Origin of the sequence: Croceibacterium sp. TMG7-5b_MA50 (assembly GCF_039830145.1) — a bacterium.
GTDB lineage: Bacteria > Pseudomonadota > Alphaproteobacteria > Sphingomonadales > Sphingomonadaceae > Croceibacterium.
Genome location: NZ_CP156082.1, coordinates 2,349,913 through 2,366,274, shown reverse-complemented (window position 1 = coordinate 2,366,274; position 16,362 = coordinate 2,349,913). Strand labels below are relative to the sequence as shown.

16 protein-coding genes are annotated in these 16,362 nt (G+C 69.1%); 11 read left to right on the top strand and 5 right to left on the bottom strand.

Translation table 11 applies throughout. From position 1 onward, the window contains the following. Window positions 1–98: 98 nt before the first annotated feature. From V5740_RS11175 to V5740_RS11135, 9 genes are read left to right on the top strand one after another with little or no spacing between them, the layout of a single operon-like run. Window positions 99–1,286, top strand: a complete 1,188-nt coding sequence (locus V5740_RS11175; protein WP_347302555.1) for an inositol-3-phosphate synthase — start codon at window positions 99–101, stop codon at window positions 1,284–1,286. After that, window positions 1,283–2,170 (top strand): hypothetical protein, encoded by an 888-nt coding sequence (locus tag V5740_RS11170; RefSeq protein WP_347302554.1) that lies wholly within the window; start codon window positions 1,283–1,285, stop codon window positions 2,168–2,170. Before V5740_RS11175 ends, V5740_RS11170 begins: the two co-directional genes overlap by 4 nt. After that, window positions 2,167–3,279 carry a methyltransferase domain-containing protein gene (locus tag V5740_RS11165; protein WP_347302553.1) on the top strand — a complete coding sequence of 371 codons (1,113 nt, stop codon included), beginning with the start codon at window positions 2,167–2,169 and terminating at the stop codon, window positions 3,277–3,279. The genes V5740_RS11170 and V5740_RS11165 overlap by 4 nt, the downstream gene beginning before the upstream one ends. Then, on the top strand, window positions 3,279–4,271 hold the full coding sequence (locus tag V5740_RS11160) for a Gfo/Idh/MocA family oxidoreductase (protein WP_347302552.1): 993 nt from the start codon (window positions 3,279–3,281) through the stop codon (window positions 4,269–4,271). Before V5740_RS11165 ends, V5740_RS11160 begins: the two co-directional genes overlap by 1 nt. Beyond that, complete coding sequence (locus V5740_RS11155) at window positions 4,262–5,077, top strand: hypothetical protein (RefSeq protein ID WP_347302551.1); 816 nt, start codon at window positions 4,262–4,264, stop codon at window positions 5,075–5,077. Before V5740_RS11160 ends, V5740_RS11155 begins: the two co-directional genes overlap by 10 nt. Further along, complete coding sequence (locus V5740_RS11150; protein WP_347302550.1) at window positions 5,074–6,573, top strand: YcaO-like family protein; 1,500 nt, start codon at window positions 5,074–5,076, stop codon at window positions 6,571–6,573. The genes V5740_RS11155 and V5740_RS11150 overlap by 4 nt, the downstream gene beginning before the upstream one ends. Then, entirely contained in the window at window positions 6,570–7,403 is an 834-nt protein-coding gene (locus tag V5740_RS11145; protein ID WP_347302549.1) for a sugar phosphate isomerase/epimerase family protein, read from the top strand. The genes V5740_RS11150 and V5740_RS11145 overlap by 4 nt, the downstream gene beginning before the upstream one ends. Continuing rightward, the gene (locus V5740_RS11140; protein ID WP_347302548.1) at window positions 7,400–8,608 is read left to right on the top strand and encodes a glycosyltransferase family 4 protein; all 1,209 of its coding nucleotides are present in this window, start codon (window positions 7,400–7,402) and stop codon (window positions 8,606–8,608) included. Before V5740_RS11145 ends, V5740_RS11140 begins: the two co-directional genes overlap by 4 nt. Beyond that, window positions 8,605–9,291: a PIG-L family deacetylase gene (locus V5740_RS11135; protein ID WP_347302547.1), complete on the top strand. Its 687-nt coding sequence runs from the start codon at window positions 8,605–8,607 to the stop codon at window positions 9,289–9,291. Before V5740_RS11140 ends, V5740_RS11135 begins: the two co-directional genes overlap by 4 nt. 15 nt (window positions 9,292–9,306) lie before the next feature. Here V5740_RS11135 and V5740_RS11130 read toward each other — a convergent pair whose 3' ends face one another. The 4 genes from V5740_RS11130 to V5740_RS11115 are packed head-to-tail and all read right to left on the bottom strand — an operon-like array spanning window position 9,307 to window position 13,427. Beyond that, complete coding sequence (locus tag V5740_RS11130) at window positions 9,307–10,101, bottom strand: LytTR family transcriptional regulator DNA-binding domain-containing protein (RefSeq protein ID WP_347302546.1); 795 nt, start codon at window positions 10,099–10,101, stop codon at window positions 9,307–9,309. Next, complete coding sequence (locus tag V5740_RS11125) at window positions 10,098–11,324, bottom strand: histidine kinase (RefSeq protein WP_347302545.1); 1,227 nt, start codon at window positions 11,322–11,324, stop codon at window positions 10,098–10,100. Before V5740_RS11125 ends, V5740_RS11130 begins: the two co-directional genes overlap by 4 nt. A 35-nt stretch (window positions 11,325–11,359) precedes the next feature. Further along, window positions 11,360–12,046, bottom strand: a complete 687-nt coding sequence (locus V5740_RS11120) for a DsbA family protein (protein ID WP_347302544.1) — start codon at window positions 12,044–12,046, stop codon at window positions 11,360–11,362. 10 nt (window positions 12,047–12,056) lie between these two features. Next, the gene (locus tag V5740_RS11115; RefSeq protein ID WP_347302543.1) at window positions 12,057–13,427 is read right to left on the bottom strand and encodes a M48 family metalloprotease; all 1,371 of its coding nucleotides are present in this window, start codon (window positions 13,425–13,427) and stop codon (window positions 12,057–12,059) included. Between the two features lie 114 nt (window positions 13,428–13,541). Between V5740_RS11115 and V5740_RS11110 the strand changes: the two genes are divergently transcribed. Then, entirely contained in the window at window positions 13,542–13,937 is a 396-nt protein-coding gene (locus tag V5740_RS11110; protein WP_347302542.1) for a BlaI/MecI/CopY family transcriptional regulator, read from the top strand. Next, entirely contained in the window at window positions 13,934–15,508 is a 1,575-nt protein-coding gene (locus tag V5740_RS11105; protein ID WP_347302541.1) for a M56 family metallopeptidase, read from the top strand. Before V5740_RS11110 ends, V5740_RS11105 begins: the two co-directional genes overlap by 4 nt. Window position 15,509: 1 nt before the next feature. Here V5740_RS11105 and V5740_RS11100 read toward each other — a convergent pair whose 3' ends face one another. Next, window positions 15,510–16,349 carry a hypothetical protein gene (locus V5740_RS11100; protein ID WP_347302540.1) on the bottom strand — a complete coding sequence of 280 codons (840 nt, stop codon included), beginning with the start codon at window positions 16,347–16,349 and terminating at the stop codon, window positions 15,510–15,512. Window positions 16,350–16,362 lie beyond the last annotated feature (13 nt).

The following is a 16,362-nucleotide window of genomic DNA, read 5'->3' as shown; positions in this document are numbered from 1 at the left end:
ACCGGAACCCTTTCCAAAAGGTGAACCCCGCGCTTCCGCCCGTCCATTGACCCGTCAGGATGACCCGTACCGGGCGTCCATGGACGGGGTTGAGGATAATGGCTGAACGGCTGGGTGTGGCGATCGTGGGCGTGGGCGGTGCTGTCGCCACCACGGCCATCGCCGGTATCGAGATGATCAAGGCGGGCAGCAACAGCCTGGATGGCCTGCCGCTGGCCGACCGCGATGTGCCCGGCATGGCCGCGTACCGCGACCTGGAGTTCGGTGGCTGGGACCTGGCGGACGACACGCTGGGCGCCTGCGCGATCCGCCATGGCGTGATCGGGGAGAAGGAGCTGTCGAACGGCGCTTCCGCCCTCAACACCATGCGCCCGTGGAAGGCGGCGGGCAGCACCGGATACTGCGCCAATATCGACGGCGGCAACAAGCTGACCGGCGGCCATCGCGCGGCGGTGGAGCAGATCCAGGCCGATCTCCAGCGGTTCCGCCGGGACAAGGGGCTGGACCGGGTGGTGGTGGTGAACCTCGCCTCGACCGAACGGGTGGCCGACGCCGCCGATCCGGCGCTGCAATCGCTGGAAGGGTTCGAGCGTGGGCTGGACAGCGACGATGCCGCGATCAGCCCGGCGATGCTCTATGCCTATGCCGCGATCGACGCCGGCACTCCGTACGCCAATTTCACGCCCTCCGTCGCGGCCGACATCGCCCCCCTTGCGGCCTTCGCGGCGGAGCGGAACGTGCCGGTGGCGGGCAAGGACGGCAAGACCGGCCAGACCTTCATCAAGACGGTCATCGCCCCCGCCCTGCGCGATCGGGCGCTGCATGTGGATGGCTGGTTCTCCACCAACATCCTGGGCAATTCGGACGGCCTGGCGCTGGACGATCCCAAGTCCCTGCAATCGAAGCTGGGCACCAAGGGCAGCGTGCTGAACCAGATCCTGGGCTACCCGGTGGAGGATCACATCGTGATGATCCATTATTACCGCCCGCGCGGCGACGACAAGGAAGCCTGGGACAATATCGATCTGACCGGCTTCATGGGTCAGAAGATGCAGCTGAAGCTGAACTTCCTGTGCAAGGACAGCATCCTCGCCGCCCCGCTGGCGATCGAGATCGCCCGCTGCCTGGATCTGGCGCAGCAGCGCGGGGAGGGCGGCGTGCAGGAACAGCTCGGCCTGTTCTTCAAGCTGCCGCAGACGGCGAACGGGCGGGAGCCGATCCACGGCTTCCCCGAACAGCAGGCGATGCTGGACCGCTGGCTGGATCGTGCGCCGGAGATCGCGTGAGCGGGCTGACTCCGGCCGCGCTGCCGTTCTTCCGTGAGTTGGGCGATCTGAAGCGCATCCATTCGGCCAATGCGCCTGGCTCGATCGCGCAACGGCTGTTCACGGATGCCTGGGCCGCCCTGCTGCGCGGCGAGCCGGCGGGCCGCGTGATGGAACAGGTGACGGCCGCCGTGCTGGTGGCGGCGCGGCTGGGCGATCTCGATTTCGGGACGTTGCAGGCGCTCGGGCTCGATCCGCTGCCGGTGCTGGACCGCGCCTTCGAAGAGGTGGCTGGCGAGGTTCATTCGGCGGTGCGGGACCGGCTGCGCGCCGCCTTGCCGGAGGGACGCCCCTACGCCGGCGAGGTGCCCGCCTTCGTGGCGGCATTGGCGCGCCAGCCCCGCGCGGGCGTCACGTGCCCGGGCCGCCCGCGCATCATGTTGCAGCCGGCGGAAAACCACGCCGAACACTGCCTGATGGTCGCCGTCTATGGCGTGCTGGCGAGCGGGTGGCACGATGCCGATCCCGTGCCGGTGTTCCTGTCCGGCCTGGCGCATCACCTGCACAATGCCGCCATGCCCGACAGCGGCTATTCGGGGGAGATACTGCTGGGCGATGCGCTGGACACGGCCATTGCCAACGCCCGCAATGCCGCACTGGCGCAACTACCTGACGGGTTGGCGCAGCAGGTCTCCGCGGCGCTGGCGCCGATTGGCGGTGACGCCACGGGGGAGGCGCGCGCCTTCCACGTGGCCGACGTGCTCGACCGCGTGCTGGAGATCGAACAGCACACCCGTGCCGCGCGGCTGACGATGAACACTGTGCTGGGTGAATACGGTCTGGTGCACGATGGCCCGGTGAAGCCGTTCCACGATCGTATCCTGATGGATGCGGGCCTGCTATGAACCTGCGCTCGCCCACCTCCGGCGCGCCGCTTACGCCCGACACGCCGCATTCGCTGGCGGCAGCGGGGGAGCGATGGCCGGTGGTGGACGGCATCCCCTATCTGCGGACCGGGCGCGACGCGTTGGTCGCCGCCACCCTAGATCATCTCGATGCCGGGCGGCACCAGGCCGCATTGCTGCTGCTGCTGGCCGACCAGGACGATTGGTGGACCGGACCGGCGACCGAGCCGGACGATCTCGCCCGGCTGGTGCGGGAGCGTGATGCACTGAGCCTGCGTGCGGCGATGGCGCTGCTGCAGCTTGGCCCGGTGGCCGATTACTTTGCCTATCGCTGGAGCGATCCGACATACCTTGCCGGCCTCGCTCTGCTGCAGGCGCACTGGGGTGCGCCCGCGACCGCGTTCGAGCTTGCCTGCGGCATCGGTCATTACCTGCGCGACCTCGGTCGGTGCGGGGTCGCCTGCACCGGGGCGGACGTGGTCTTTGCCAAGTGCTGGCTCGCCCGGCACTGGGTCGCGCCAGCGGCCCGCTACGTGGTGTTCGACGCCGCCGCGCCATGGCCGGTGGAAGGCGCGCAGGCCGACTTGGTGATGTGTCACGACGCGTTCTACTTCCTGCCCGATCAGTCCGCAGTCGCCGCTGCCCTGCGCCGGCAGGTCGCACCCGGCGGCGTGCTGGCGATCAGTCACCTGCACAATGCCAGCCATACGCCGGGCGCGCTGGGCCCGGCGCGGCCGGCGGCGGAATGGGCGGCGTTGTTCCCAGATGCGCTGGTGCATGACGAGCGCGACCTGCTGCATGCGCTGCTGTCGGGCTCTGTGCCCGCTGTCGGTAACTGGCAGGCTGATCCTTCGGTGGAGGCGTGGTCCCTGGTCGAGGGTAGCACCGGTCCGCGCGCGGTGGTGGGCGGCATCGCGGTGCCGCCGGTGGCGGCTGCACTGCGGCCGAACCCCCTGCTGAACGGGCAGGGGCACACGCATTGGCCGTCCGCCCGCTACCAGCGGGAATATGGCGCCGGCTGCTTCTGGGCGCGCCCCGATGCCGAATTGCCGTTCCCGCCCGATCCGGTGCGCCTGCGCCGGATGGTCGATCTGCCGGAGCGGTGGTGATGCGCTGGGGTATCGTCGGTTTTGGCTGGGTCGCGCGCGATTACATGGCGCCGGGGATCGCCGCTGCGGGCGGTAGGGTGTCCGCCGTGGTCGATCCATCGCCGGCAGCGCGCGCGCGGGCGGAGGTGGCGGGCATGGCGGCGTTCGCCACCGTGCAGGAGATGCTGGCGGCGGATGCGTGCGACCTGGTCTATGTCGCGACACCCAACGATGCGCATCTCGCCCCGGTTGAGGCCTGTGCCGCAGCGGGGATGCCGGTGCTGTGCGAAAAGCCGATCGCCGCCAGCCTGGCGGATGCGGAGGCGATGGCCGAAGCTGTCGCCGGCGGACTCTACGGCACCGCCTTCGACCAGCGGCACCATCCGGCGCATGTGGCGATGGCGGAGGCGATCGACCGCGATGCGATCGGCCGGGTGCTGGCGGTGCGGATCGTCTATGCATGCTGGCTCGATCCGGCCTGGTCGCCGGATGGCGGGGAGCACGACAACTGGCGCACCGATCCCGCGCGTGCCGGGGGCGGCGCGGTGATCGACCTGGCGCTGCACGGGTTGGACCTGGCGCAGTACCTGGTGAACGAACCGCTGGCGGACCTGTCCATCGCGCTCCAGCGGCGGGTCCATGCCTATCCGGTGGACGATGGCGGCATGCTGATGGGCCGCACCGGTAACGGGGTGCTGGTGCAGAGCCATGTCGCGTATAATTGCGCGGAGGTGCTGCCCCGCCGGCGGCTGGAGGTGCTGGGCGAACGTGGCCTGTTGGTCGCCATCGACACGATGGGGCAGACCGCCGGGGGCACGCTGCTGCGTCGGTGCGGTGTCAGCGGCCTGGAAACGCGGCTGGCGTTCGATGCCGCGACCAGCCCGTTCGCCGCGCAGGCGGCCGCCTTCATGGCCGCTGCCGGGGGCGCGCCGCACGATTTCTCCATGGCTCGTGATCTTCAGCTGATGCGGTTGTTCGATCGCGCCTACCGGGAGGCTGCCCGATGGCTCTGAACTGGTACGCCTGCGCCAATTGCGGATTCTGGCAACGACATTTCGCCCCGCCCGACTGCCCCGTCTGCACCGATGTCCGCAACGACCTGCCGGAGGATGGCTGGCGCTTCCTGCCGGAGGCAGAGGTCGCCGCCACGCACACCGGGACTGCCCGCGAGGTCGCGCCTGGCCTGTGGGCGTTCACCACCAGCCCGGCGCTGGGTCTCGCCGGCACGGGCTGGCTGATCGTGCGTCCCGGCGGCAATATCGCATTCGAGGCGGCGCCATACTACTCGGACGCGATGCTGGTGCAGATCGAGCGGCTGGGCGGGATCGCCTGCCTCGCGGCCAGCCACGCCCACGGCTATGGCGCGTTGTTCCAGTTGCAGCGGGTGTTCGACCCGCCGGTGGTCGCTATCCAGCGCGACGACCTGCGGATGACCAAGGCATTTCGCGTCACCGCCCCGTTCGACGACACGCTGGAACTCGCCCCCGGCTACACCCTGCATCACGTCGGCGGCCATTACGAAGGGCAGGCCTGCCTGCACGATGTGCCCGGCAGGCGGCTGTTCTGCGGCGACATGTTCAAGATCGACCAGGATGCGGGCGGCCGCAGCCATGCCATCTCCAGCCACAAGGCGTTTCACAAGGACATTCCGCTGACACACGCCGAACTGCGCCGCTACCGCGACACCATCGCCCCGCTCGCCTTCGATGCGGTCCTGACCCCGTTCGAATATGCGCCAGAGGTCGATAGCGAGGTCGCGCTTGCGGCCTTGGATGACGGGCTGGCACGGGCGCCGGGTGTGCGGAGGCTGCCGCTATGAGGTCCGGTCTTCCCAAGGGGCTCGGCCCGGCGGCGCAGGCCTATCTCGACGCCTTCCCGGCGGGTGATGTCGTCGCCTTCCCCATCCACCCACTCGACCGGCTGGGCCTGCCGGTATGGGTGGTCGCATTGTTCCCGGACGATCCGGCGCTGGCCGGCATCATGCCCTACGGCGTGGGCTACGGCGCGACGGATGAGGCGGCGGTGCTGGGCGGGCTGGGCGAGATCGCGGAGATGGTCTGGCCGACGCTGACGTTGCAGGGGCGGAAACGGACGCGCGGCAGCTATAGCGAAATGGCGCGGACGCTGGGCGAACGTGGCGTGGCCGACCCACTGACGCTGTGCCTGCCCGCTGGATCGCCGGTGGGGCGCGATACGGTGCTGGAATGGGTGGCAGCGCGCCGGTGGGCGGACGGGGCGGAGGTGCTGGTGCCGATCGACCTCGCCGCCTATTCGGCGAAGGAGCTGACGCCCGGCTACCAGCCGTTCACCACCATCATCTCCAACGGCATGGGCGCGGGGCCGGATCTCGACTGGGCGATCGGGCATGGCCTGTGCGAGATCCTGCAGCGCGACGGCAACGGCCTGCTGTTCCGCGCGCTCGACCGCGGTGTCACGCTGGACTGGGATGGCGGACTGCCCCCATCCACCCGCGCGATCCTGGGCCGGTTCCACGCGGCGGGCATCCGGGCAATGCCCAAATTCGCCACCGACCAGTTCGGCATCCCGAACCTGTACTGCGTGGGCGTGGACGAGCGGGCGCCGCCCGCCGCGCCGATCATGGTGACGGCCTGCGGCGAAGGATGCCATCCTGACCGCGCGGCGGCACTGGACAAGTGCCTGACCGAATATGCCGCCAGCCGCGCGCGCAAGGCTTTCGCCCACGGCCCCGCCGATCTGGTGCGGAAGGTCGCACCCGCCGGTTATGTCGAACGCTTCATGGCGCAGGCCGGCGGTGCAGCGAAGTCGACCGACAGCCGGGCCTTCCAGGCAATGCGCGACTGGACCGCACGCGACGCCGCCGAACTGCGCGGCTGGCTGGCAGGCAGCGTGCTGGCGGAACGGTCATCTTACGAATTTACCGAGCTGCCGTCGCAAGCAGCGACCGATGGCCATGCACGCGCGCAGGTCGCCCGCGCGGCGGTGGAGCAGGCCGGGTTCGACATGCTCTATGTCGACCTGTCGCCACCTGACCGGGCGGTCAGCGTGGTCAAGGTGATCGTGCCCGGCATGGAGGTCGAGACGATGAGCTATTATCGGATCGGCGCCCGCAACTCGGAGAAGCTGCTGGCGTTGGATTCTCCGTTGATCCGCTTCGGTGAGGCAACGGACACGCTGCGACCCGTGCGCCTGACCCTGCAGGATGCCGAGCGCCTGGGCCACCCGCTGTTCGACACCGCCGCGGCCGATGCGCTCGTCGGCCCGCTCTACCCCCTCTACCGCGAACCCGAAGCGCACCATGTCGCGTGGGATCAGCGGGAGGAGGTTGCGGCATGACCCTGCGCTACGCCTACAACACCAATGGCGCGGCCAATCACCGGCTGGACGATGCGCTGCGTCTGATCGCCGATGCCGGCTATGACGGCGTGGCGCTGACGCTGGACCATCATCACCTGGACCCTTTCGCCCCGGATTGGCAGCGGGAGACGGAACGGGTACGTCGCCTGCTGGAGGAACTGCGGCTCGGCAGCGTGATCGAAACCGGCGCGCGCTATCTGCTCGACCCGCGCCTAAAGCATGAGCCGACGCTGGTGAACCCGGCGGCGGATGGGCGGGCCAGACGGGTGGAGTTCCTGTGCCGGGCGCTCGACATCGCGGCGCTGCTGGGCAGCGAGACAGTGTCGTTCTGGGCCGGGGTGCCGCAGGCCGGCGTGGTGCGTGAAGATGCGTTCCGCTGGCTGGACGATGGTCTCGCCCGCGTGCTCGACCATGCGGAGCTGCGCGGCGTGGACGCGAGTTTCGAGCCGGAGCCGGGCATGCTGGTGGAGACGGTCGGCGACTATGCCGCCCTGGCCGAACGCCACCCGCGCCTCCGCCTGGCGCTCGACACCGGGCATTGCCTGGTGACCGAGGACATCGACCCGGCGGATGCCATCCGCGAATATGCGCCCCGTATCGGCACGGTCGCGGTGGAGGATATGCGGCGCGGCGACCACACGCACCTGCCGTTCGGGCAGGGGGACATGGACATGCCCGCCGTGCTGGCCGCGCTGGAGCAGATCGGTTTCGCCCGGCTGGTCTGCGTCGAACTGTCGCGCGAAAGCCCGCGTGCCCACGCCGCCATCCCGGAAGCGATCGGCTATCTCACCAGGCTGGTTGCACGGTGAGGGTCTGCTTCGTCTCCCGCCGGTTCTTTCCCGCGATCTCCGGCATGTCGATCTACGCCATTAACCTGCTGCGCCAGCTGGTCGCCGCCGGGCACGAGGTCACCATGATCAGCCAGTATTACGGCGATCCTGAGCGGGCCAAGGTGTACGGCGGCGGTCCGCCGCCCGACGTGCCAGGTGTGCGGGTCATCGGGCTGGAGGCGCTGGGCGAACAGGCCGGCGGCGATTTCGAGCGTGACATCGCCTGCATGGTGGAAACGATCGTGCGCGAACATGCGCGCACGCGGTTCGACATCCTGCACGCGCAATATGGCTATCCCACCGGCTGGGCGACGCTGCTGGCGGCGCAGGTGCTGGGCGTGCCCTGCGTGGTGTCGATCCAGGGCGGGGACGGTCACTGGGTCGGATCGTGCTGCTCCACCCACCGCATCGCCATGGAACGGGTGCTCGACCATGCGGGCGCGCTGCTGATCGGCGGCACCAGCTTCGCGGCCGAGGTGCATGAACGACTGGAAACCCCGATGGAGCGGTTCACCATTGTGCCGGGCGCCGTCGACACCGATCGCTTCACTCCGGGCGAGACGGTAGCCGACGGGCCGGTGCGGCTGTTCTATCACGGGCGGGTCGACCGGCGTAAAGGCGTGCTCGACATGCTCGATGCGCTGCCGCAGGTGGCGGGGGACTGGCGTTGCACCGTGTCGGGCATCGGCCCGGACCTGGAGCCGGCACGGGCGCTGGCGGCGGAACTGGGCCTGCAGGATCGTGTCACCTTCACCGGTTACGCCGATTACGACGCGGTGCCAGCATCGTACCGCCAGCACGACGTGTTCCTGTCGCCCACCTATGCCGAAGGGTTCAGCAACACGATCCTGGAGGCGATGGCGAGCCGCCATGCGGTGCTGTCCTGCCGTGCCGTGGGCGTCGTGGACTGCATCCGTGACGGCGAGAACGGCCTGCTGGTGGAGCCGGGCGACGTGCCGGCGCTCGCCTCGGCCATTACCCGGCTGGTGAGCGATGCGCCCTTGCGGCACCGGCTGGCGGACGCCGCCCTGGCGGAATGCCGCCGGGTCTACAGCTGGCATGCGGTCGGCGCACAGATCGCCGGCATCTACGCCGCACTGCAAGGCACCCGCCCGGCCACCGGCATCGATCCCTACATCCCGCTCGCTCCCTGCCGCTTCCGCGCTGAGCCGCATCTGCTGTGAGCCACGTCGTCGCCGTTTCCCCGCACCTCGACGATGCGGCCTTCTCGATCGGCGGCTTCCTGGCGGCGCGGGCGCGGGGCGGCGACCAGGTGACGATCGTCACCTGCTTCACCGGCAATGTCGCTGAGCCCGCCGGCTTCGCGCTCGCCTGCCAGCTCGACAAGGGCCTGCCGTCCGATGTGGACTACATGGCGCTGCGCCGGGCAGAGGACCTGGCCGCGTGCGCGGTGATCGGTGCGGAGGCGATCCACCTGCCGTTGCTGGAAGCGCCGCATCGCGGCTACGCCAACGCGTTGGAGCTGTTTGGCACCCGGCACCCAGACGACAATGCCTTGGCGCCGCTGACCCGGCAGTTGGCGGAGCAGGTCACCCGGTTGCAACCCGACCTGCTGTTGGGGCCGATGGCGATCGGCGACCATGTCGATCACTGGCTGGTGCGCGACGCACTGGCACGGACCGGGCAGGTGGTGGAGCTGTGGGAGGACTGGCCCTATCTCACCCGCGCCATCCATCAGCCCGCCGTGCAAGCCGCTCGCGTCCATGTCCTAACCGCGGAGGACCGCGCCGCCCGCCTGGCCATGTGCCGCGCCTTTGCCACGCAGATCGGCTTCCAGTTCGGCGGTGGCGCGGGTCTGGAGCGGGCGAGTTCCAGCGTGACGGAGGAGCGCCTGTTTACATTGTAAACGTCGTTCCGACGGTCAGTGAACGAAGCGTGCCACCACGTCGCGGTACGACCGGCTGACCTTCACCTCCGCCCCCGATTGCAGCACCAGGAAGCATTCGCCGTTCGTATGCGGCTTCACCTGACGCACCTGATCCAGGTTGACGATGGTGGAGCGGTGGACGCGCTGGAATGCCTTCGGGTCCAGCCGGCGTTCCAGATCCTTCATCGTCTCGCGCAGGATCAGCGAATTGTCGCCGGTGTAGATGCACATGTAGTCGCCCGCCGCCTCGATATGCTCGATGCTGCCGACGTCCACGCGGAAGATCTGCCCGCGATCCTTGACGTTGATGATCCGTTCGTAACGACCGGCCGCCTCGTCATCGAGGGGCATGTTCTCCACCGCGTCGGGGGCGACCTCGGCCAGCACGTCCTTCAGCTTCTCCGCTTCCTCGCTCGACCGCTTCTCGGCCAGGCGCTGACGCACCCGCTCGATCGTGTCGGCCAGCTGGTCGGCGTCGACCGGCTTCATCAGGTAATGGACGGCATTCGCCTCGAACGCGCGGATGGCGTGTTCGCCATAGGCCGTGACGAAGACGAACAGCGGCGGCTCGATCTCCATCACGCCCTTCACGACGGAAAAGCCATCGAAGCCGGGCATCTGGATGTCGAGGAAGACGAGGTCGGGCTTCTCCGTCTTGATGGCGCGGATAGCCTCCCGCCCGTTGGCGCAGGTGGCGATGATCTCCACGTCGGGGAATGCCTCCAGCCGCAGCTGGAGGCCCTGGATGGCGAGTTTTTCGTCGTCGACGAGAATGGTGCGGATTGTCATGTGTTGCTCTCCGTTGCCCATAGGGCCGGCGGCTTGTGAACGGGCGGATCGACAGCCGGTTTCGCTGCTGCGGCAGGCGGCGGGTAAGTGCCCCGCATCGGGACTTCCGGCAGCGGGTCGAACGGCAGTTCGATGGTGACGGTGAAGCCCCCCTCGGGCGGGGTGCTGATCTCGAACCGGTGCTCCTCGCCATAGGCCTGGGCCAGCCGGTTGCGGATATTGGCGAGACCGACGCCGGTCGATTGCGTGTGGCTGCCTGCCTGCTCCATCGCCAGTTCGCGCCCCTGTGCGCCCGGCCCGGTGTCGGCCACCACCAGCCGCAGCCGATTGCCCAGCACCTGCGCCGACAGGCTGATGCGGGCGCCTTCCTCCTGCGGCGAGACGGCGTATTTGATGGCGTTTTCGACCAAAGGCTGCAGCAGCAGGCTGGGGATCTGCGCGTTGGACGCGGCGGGATCGATCCGGAATTGCGTCCGCAGCCGCTCCTCAAACCGCATGCGTTCGATATCGAGGTAGAGTTGCAGCGTGTGCACCTCCTGCGCGACGGTGACCTTGCCTCCGGCCTGCGTCACCAGCGTGTGCCGCAGGAAGGCGGACAGGCGGGTCAGCATCGCATTGGCGGGTTCCGTCTGCTTCAGCAGCACCAGCGTGCTGATGGAATTGAGCGTATTGAACAGGAAATGCGGATTGAGCTGGTAACGCAGCATGGCGAGCTGCGCGCTGGTCGCCTGCGCCTCCAGCCGTTCAAGCCGGTCCGCCTGTTCCTCCACCTGCAGGAAGTAGTTGATGGCGTAATACAGCGCCGACCATGCGCCCAGCAGCGTCAGGTCGAGGTAGAACACGCCCAGCACGTAGCCGGCGAACCCGGTATCGCTGGTCTGCGCCTGGTACAGCGACAGGACCCAGCCATTGATGCCGGCGGACAGGATCACCGCGACGGCCAGCACCAGCGCCGTGGCACTCCACGTCACCAGCGGGCGCCGGTGGATCAGCCGGCCATAGATGACCGACAGGATCAGACTGATGGAAAAGCCGGTAACGGTCGCGATCAGCACGATCACCAGCAGGCTCAAGGGCCGACCATTGGCGAGGCTGGTAACCGCGCGCAGCAGCATGGCGCCAGCCCAGCCGATCAGTTGCAGCCGCCAGAACGCCTTGTTCTTGTCTGCGAAGAACGGCGCCGCCGGGGTGAAGTGCAGGCGCGGCCGTGCGCTGGCGCCCATGCCGGCCCGCGCCCTCGCATAGGCGGACAGCAGGCTCAGGTCGTGGCCCCGCGCGCGGCGGCGATCGCCTCGCCCAGGGCCTCGGCCCCGACGGCGCCGTTCAGCATCCGGTCGCCGACGATCCAGGCCGGCGTGCCATTGATGCCGAGCTGCGCGGCGAGGGCGGCGTTGGCCTGCAATTCCTGGCGGATCGCCGGATCATCCGTGCCGGCGCCTGTCACGCCCGCTGTCTTCGCCGCGGCGGCGATGCTTTCGGGCGAGGGCGGGCCGAGGCGGAACATCGCATCGTGGAACGCGGCGTAGCGGCCCTGCGCCGCGGCGGCGAGCGCCATCTGCGCCGCATCGCCGCTGGCGGGCGAGAGGATCGGATATTCGCGCAGCACCACCTTCAGGTCCGGGTTGGCAGCGATCAGCGCGGCGACATCGTCCATGCTTCGCCGGCAGAAGCCGCAGGCGTAATCGCTGAACGCGACCAGCGTGACCGCACCCTGCGGATTGCCGAGCACCGCGCCGGGAAACGGGCGTTCCAGCTGCGCGCGCAAAGGTGCGATGCGGGTCTGCTGCTGCTGCTGTTCCAGCACGGCGATCGCTTCGGGCAGCACATCGGGGTGCGCCAGCAGGTATTCGCGGGTGCGGCTGTCGCCCAGGCCCGACAGGCTCCACCCCGCGGCCCCGGCAAAGCCGGCCAGCAGGGCCACACAGATCGTCAGCAGCCAGCGCATGGCGACCCGCCTAGTCGCGGTCGCGCGCCCGTTCAAGCTGCGCGCGCGCCTGCATCGCCACGTCCTGTGCCCGCAGCCAGTCGGGCGTGCCCTGCGGCAGTGCCCGCTCTGCCGCCTCCGCGTTCTGCAGCGCGGCGGACGGCTGCCCGCTCATCACCAATTGTTCCGAACTGGCGAGCTGCGCGCGCGGGATGTCACCCTTCTGCCCGTAGACCACGCCCAGTTGGTACCAGGCGAACGGGTTCTGGCGGTCACGGCCGACGGCGGCACGCAGCACCTGCTCCGCCTCCGGCAGGTTGGCGGGATCTTCGGTGGCGATCAGCGCATGGCCGAACGTGCCGGCGATCAGGCCATTGTTGTTTGTCAGGAAGGTTGCCTGCCGCAGCAGCGGCAGCGCTTCCGCCGGCCGACCCGATTCCAGCAGCACCTGACCCTTCAGTTCCAGAAAGTACGGATCGTCCGGATCGCTGGCGATCAGCGCGTCGGTTTCCGCCAGCGCCTTATCCATGCGCGCATCCTTGTGATAGGCGTAGGCGCGGGCGTAGCGCGCGGGCGCATCGGTCAGATATTCGGGATAGTGCTGCAGCGTGTCTGCCGGCCGCGCGAGGTAGCCGTAGAGCTTGGCCTTTACCCGTTCGAACCGCTGCTGCTGCGCCGCGTCGGGGGTGGTGTTCCACGCGGGATCGGACTGGTAATCTGCGGTCAGCCGGCTGATCCGGTCACCCGACAGCGGGTGCGTGCGGCTGAAGGTCGCATCGTCATCCTGGCTGTAGCCATACCGGTATTCCAGGTTCTGCAGCTTTCCGAAGAAAGCGAGGCTGCCCTTGCCGGTGATGCCGGCATCGGACAGGTACTGTACCCCGGCGGCATCGGCGCTCGCCTCCTGCGCGCGGCTGAAGGACAGGAACGATCCCATCGCCGCCTGCTGGCCCAGCGCCATCGCGCCCATCGCCGCCTCCCCCGCGCCCGCCAGCGCCGCGGCGACGCCGACCAGCATCGACAGGAGGGAGATGTTGGTCGCAGCACCCATCCCTTCGGAAAAGCGCACGATGTGGCCGCCCTGGATATGGCCCAACTCGTGCGCCAGCACGCCCTGAACCTCGTTGGCGGTATCGGCGGCGTTGATCAGGCCCGAATGGATGTAGATCCGCTGACCGCCCGCGACGAAGGCGTTGATGCTCGGATCGTTCAGCAGCACCACATCCACCGCGTCGGGCTGCAGCCCGGCGGCCTCTGACAAAGGCGCCATCAGTTCCTGCAGCAGCGCCTCTGTCTCCGCATCGCGCAGCACGGATTGCGCCAGGACCGGTCGGGTGCCGAGCAGCAGCAGGGCGAGCGTGGCAAGGGCGAGCGCGGGCAGGCGGCGTAAGGTCGCGGGCATTGCCCCAAGTCCCACACCCGGACGGCTGAATACAGCGTTAAAGCGCACCTGGGCAGCTTGACGTTTACAAGCGTAGTCGAATCGACTACACCTGTAATCGTAAAGGAGAAGCCCTTGCCCGAGGACGACGACCAGAGAACCGAGCCGGAGCGGATCAGCGATGCCGAGCATGCGGTGATGGAAGCGCTGTGGACGCGCCATCCGCTGAGTGCGGCGGAGGTCTGCGACGATGTCTGCGGGCAACGCGGCTGGTCTATGGCGACGGTCAAGACGCTGCTGGCCCGGCTGGTGGCGAAGGGCGCGGTGGCGACGGAGCCCGATGGCCGCCGCTTCTTGTATTCCCCCTTGTTACAGCGGCAATCGTGGGCCGGCGCCGAATCGCGCCGGCTGGTGGACCGGCTGTTCGGCGGCAGTGCCGCATCCCTGTTCGCGCATCTGGCAGAGGCCGAGGCGCTGGACGAGCGTGACCTAAGCGAGATCGAACGCCTGTTGCAGGAGCTGCGCCGATGAATGCTGCGTGGATGGAATGGCTGGCCGACACCGTGCTATGGACCGGCCTGCTGATCGCTCTGGTGCTGCTGGTGCGCCGCCCCGTGGCGCGCGCCTGCGGGCCGCAGGTCGCCTATACGCTGTGGGCGCTGCCGTTTGCGCGGCTGCTGCTGCCGCCCGTGGTGCTGCCCGCACTGCCCGCACCCGCACCGTCATCGGTCATGATGTTGCCGAGCGGCACCGGCGAGGGTCTCGCACCCATGATGATGGCGCCCGCCGTGGTACATGCGCCCGCGTTCCCGTGGCTGAGCCTGCTGGCCGTGGTCTGGGCGGCGGGGGCCGTCGCATTCCTGCTCCTGCGCACCGTCACCTATCATCGCATGCGCCATCTGCTGCTGGCCGATGCGTGGGAAGTCGGGCGGGTCGGCCGGGTGCGGCTGGTGGAAACGCCGGCCGCGCGATCCCCCGTGGCGTTCGGCGTGATCGATCAGGTGGTGGCGCTGCCGCCCCACTTCATGACGCAGGCCGACCGGCAGGCGCGCGAACTGGCGCTGGCGCACGAGCTGAGCCACCACGCCGCGCACGATCTGCTGGCGAACATGGCGGCACAGCTGCTGCTGGCGCTGCACTGGTGCAACCCGGTCGCCTGGCTGGGCTGGCGCGCAATGCGGCAGGATCAGGAGGCGGCGTGCGATGCGCGGGTCATGGCCGGTCGCAGCCGGGCGGACCGGGCCTGCTACGCCGCGCTGATCGTCGGCTATTCCGCGCCGCAGAGCAGCCGGATGATGACGCTGGCGACACCGATGGCGGGCCCCATCCTGGGCGACGGCACGCTGGTGCAGCGGCTGCGCAGCCTTGCCCGGGGGGAGGCGTCACCGCGCCGTCGCCTTGCCGGGCGCATGCTGCTGGGGGTGAGCGCACTGGCGCTGCCGCTGACCGCATCGATCTCCTATGCCGCGCAGCAGGACGTGACCGTGGTGATGCCTGAAGTGCCGACCGGGCCGGAACCAGTGCCGGCGGCGGATCCGGCATCTGCCGCGATTCCCGCTCCGCTCTACACCGTCGATCCCGATACCACCTTGCCGGAGGGTACCATGCAGCATGACGAGACCGAGCCCACTGAGCCGCACGACACCGCCGCCTGGGCCGCATTCAGCCAGCGGATGGAGGAATGGGGCCGACGCATGGGGGCCCGTGCCAGCGATGTCGCCGCCAGGGAGTCGATGATCGAGCGCGATGCGGAGGCGATGGCTGCGGAGATGGAGCAGCAGCTCGCACCCGGCGGTGCGCTGCATGCCATGATCGAGCGGCAGACGGCCGCCGCGGCGAAGGTCACGCAGGCCATGGAGGATTGCATCAAGGCCGCGAATGTCGCGGGCACATCCTCGTTCGAGTGCCGCCGCCCCGTGCCGCATGCTATGGCGATGGTCGATACGGAGCGGGCGATCGAAGCCCATGTCAACCGCAGCACCATTGCGGCGCTGCGCGGTGCCCGCGCTTCAATCGCCGGCAATCCCCATCTGTCGGTCGAGGTGCGAGCAGAGGTATTGCAGGAGCTGGACGGCGAGATCGCCGCCCTCGGACACCACTAGGTCACACGCCAAGCCGCTGCGCCGCCGCGGCGATCAGTTGCGGGTCGGCGGGCACCTCGCCCAGCAGGTGCTCGCCGCCTGCGGGATCGCGGCGGACCAGCAGCAGGACCAGCTCGCCCGCCGGCTCCACCACGGTGATGTCGGCGGATGCCACCGAGTCCAGACCGGGGCCATCGGCCCAATCGGTCAGCAGGGTGGCGCTGAGCGGCGCACGATCGCGGCGCATGGCACGGGCCATCTCGCGCGCGATCTGCGCCTCCAGCTGCTCGCCCGCCAGCTCCTTCCAGTTGATCACCGCCAGCACGTGGGTGGGGGTTAGGCCATCGGCGGTGAAGGGCAGCAGGATGCCGCGATACAGCATGGTCGCGCCGCGCAGGCCCACGAACTCCGCCTCGAACCCGGCAGGCGCGCCGCTGTCCACGATGGCGCGGTAATGATCCGCCACCCGCGCCAACAGCGAACCGGCGGGCGCGTCGCGCAGATGGCTGGGCGCAAGGCCGGCGGCACCGCACTCCTCCGCCAGGGCGCTACCCAGCCAGGCGATCGCCGGATCGGCGGTGCCGCCGGGCACGTGCAGCAGCACGGCATTGGCGGCGAAGCCCGGCAGCGCGGCCGGGTCCAGCGTGTCGATCTGCGGCAAACGGGCATCGGCCAGCAGGCTGACCCAATGGTTATAGGCACGGACCTGCATCCGCCGCTCACCCTGACCGGTGAAGGCGGCGCCGCAGGTGAGGCCGCCATCCTCCTCACCTTCCTGGAAAGCTTGTGTTTCGGCGACGATCGGCCGGAATTCCATGCGGGTGCCCCAATGCGTGTCGGCGATGATACCGGCTCGCAGCATGGCGGGACGCAGG

What these genes read in the sequence shown, in the direction of transcription:
- V5740_RS11175 (WP_347302555.1), top strand. Translation starts at nt 99, where the DNA reads ATGGCTGAACGGCTGGGTGTGGCGATCGTGGGCGTGGGCGGTGCTGTC.
- V5740_RS11165 (WP_347302553.1), top strand. Translation starts at nt 2,167, where the DNA reads ATGAACCTGCGCTCGCCCACCTCCGGCGCGCCGCTTACGCCCGACACG.
- V5740_RS11160 (WP_347302552.1), top strand. Translation starts at nt 3,279, where the DNA reads ATGCGCTGGGGTATCGTCGGTTTTGGCTGGGTCGCGCGCGATTACATG.
- V5740_RS11155 (WP_347302551.1), top strand. Translation starts at nt 4,262, where the DNA reads ATGGCTCTGAACTGGTACGCCTGCGCCAATTGCGGATTCTGGCAACGA.
- V5740_RS11150 (WP_347302550.1), top strand. Translation starts at nt 5,074, where the DNA reads ATGAGGTCCGGTCTTCCCAAGGGGCTCGGCCCGGCGGCGCAGGCCTAT.
- V5740_RS11145 (WP_347302549.1), top strand. Translation starts at nt 6,570, where the DNA reads ATGACCCTGCGCTACGCCTACAACACCAATGGCGCGGCCAATCACCGG.
- V5740_RS11130 (WP_347302546.1), bottom strand. Translation starts at nt 10,101, where the DNA reads ATGACAATCCGCACCATTCTCGTCGACGACGAAAAACTCGCCATCCAG.
- V5740_RS11125 (WP_347302545.1), bottom strand. Translation starts at nt 11,324, where the DNA reads ATGGGCGCCAGCGCACGGCCGCGCCTGCACTTCACCCCGGCGGCGCCG.
- V5740_RS11120 (WP_347302544.1), bottom strand. Translation starts at nt 12,046, where the DNA reads ATGCGCTGGCTGCTGACGATCTGTGTGGCCCTGCTGGCCGGCTTTGCC.
- V5740_RS11115 (WP_347302543.1), bottom strand. Translation starts at nt 13,427, where the DNA reads ATGCCCGCGACCTTACGCCGCCTGCCCGCGCTCGCCCTTGCCACGCTC.
- V5740_RS11105 (WP_347302541.1), top strand. Translation starts at nt 13,934, where the DNA reads ATGAATGCTGCGTGGATGGAATGGCTGGCCGACACCGTGCTATGGACC.
- V5740_RS11100 (WP_347302540.1), bottom strand. Translation starts at nt 16,349, where the DNA reads ATGCTGCGAGCCGGTATCATCGCCGACACGCATTGGGGCACCCGCATG.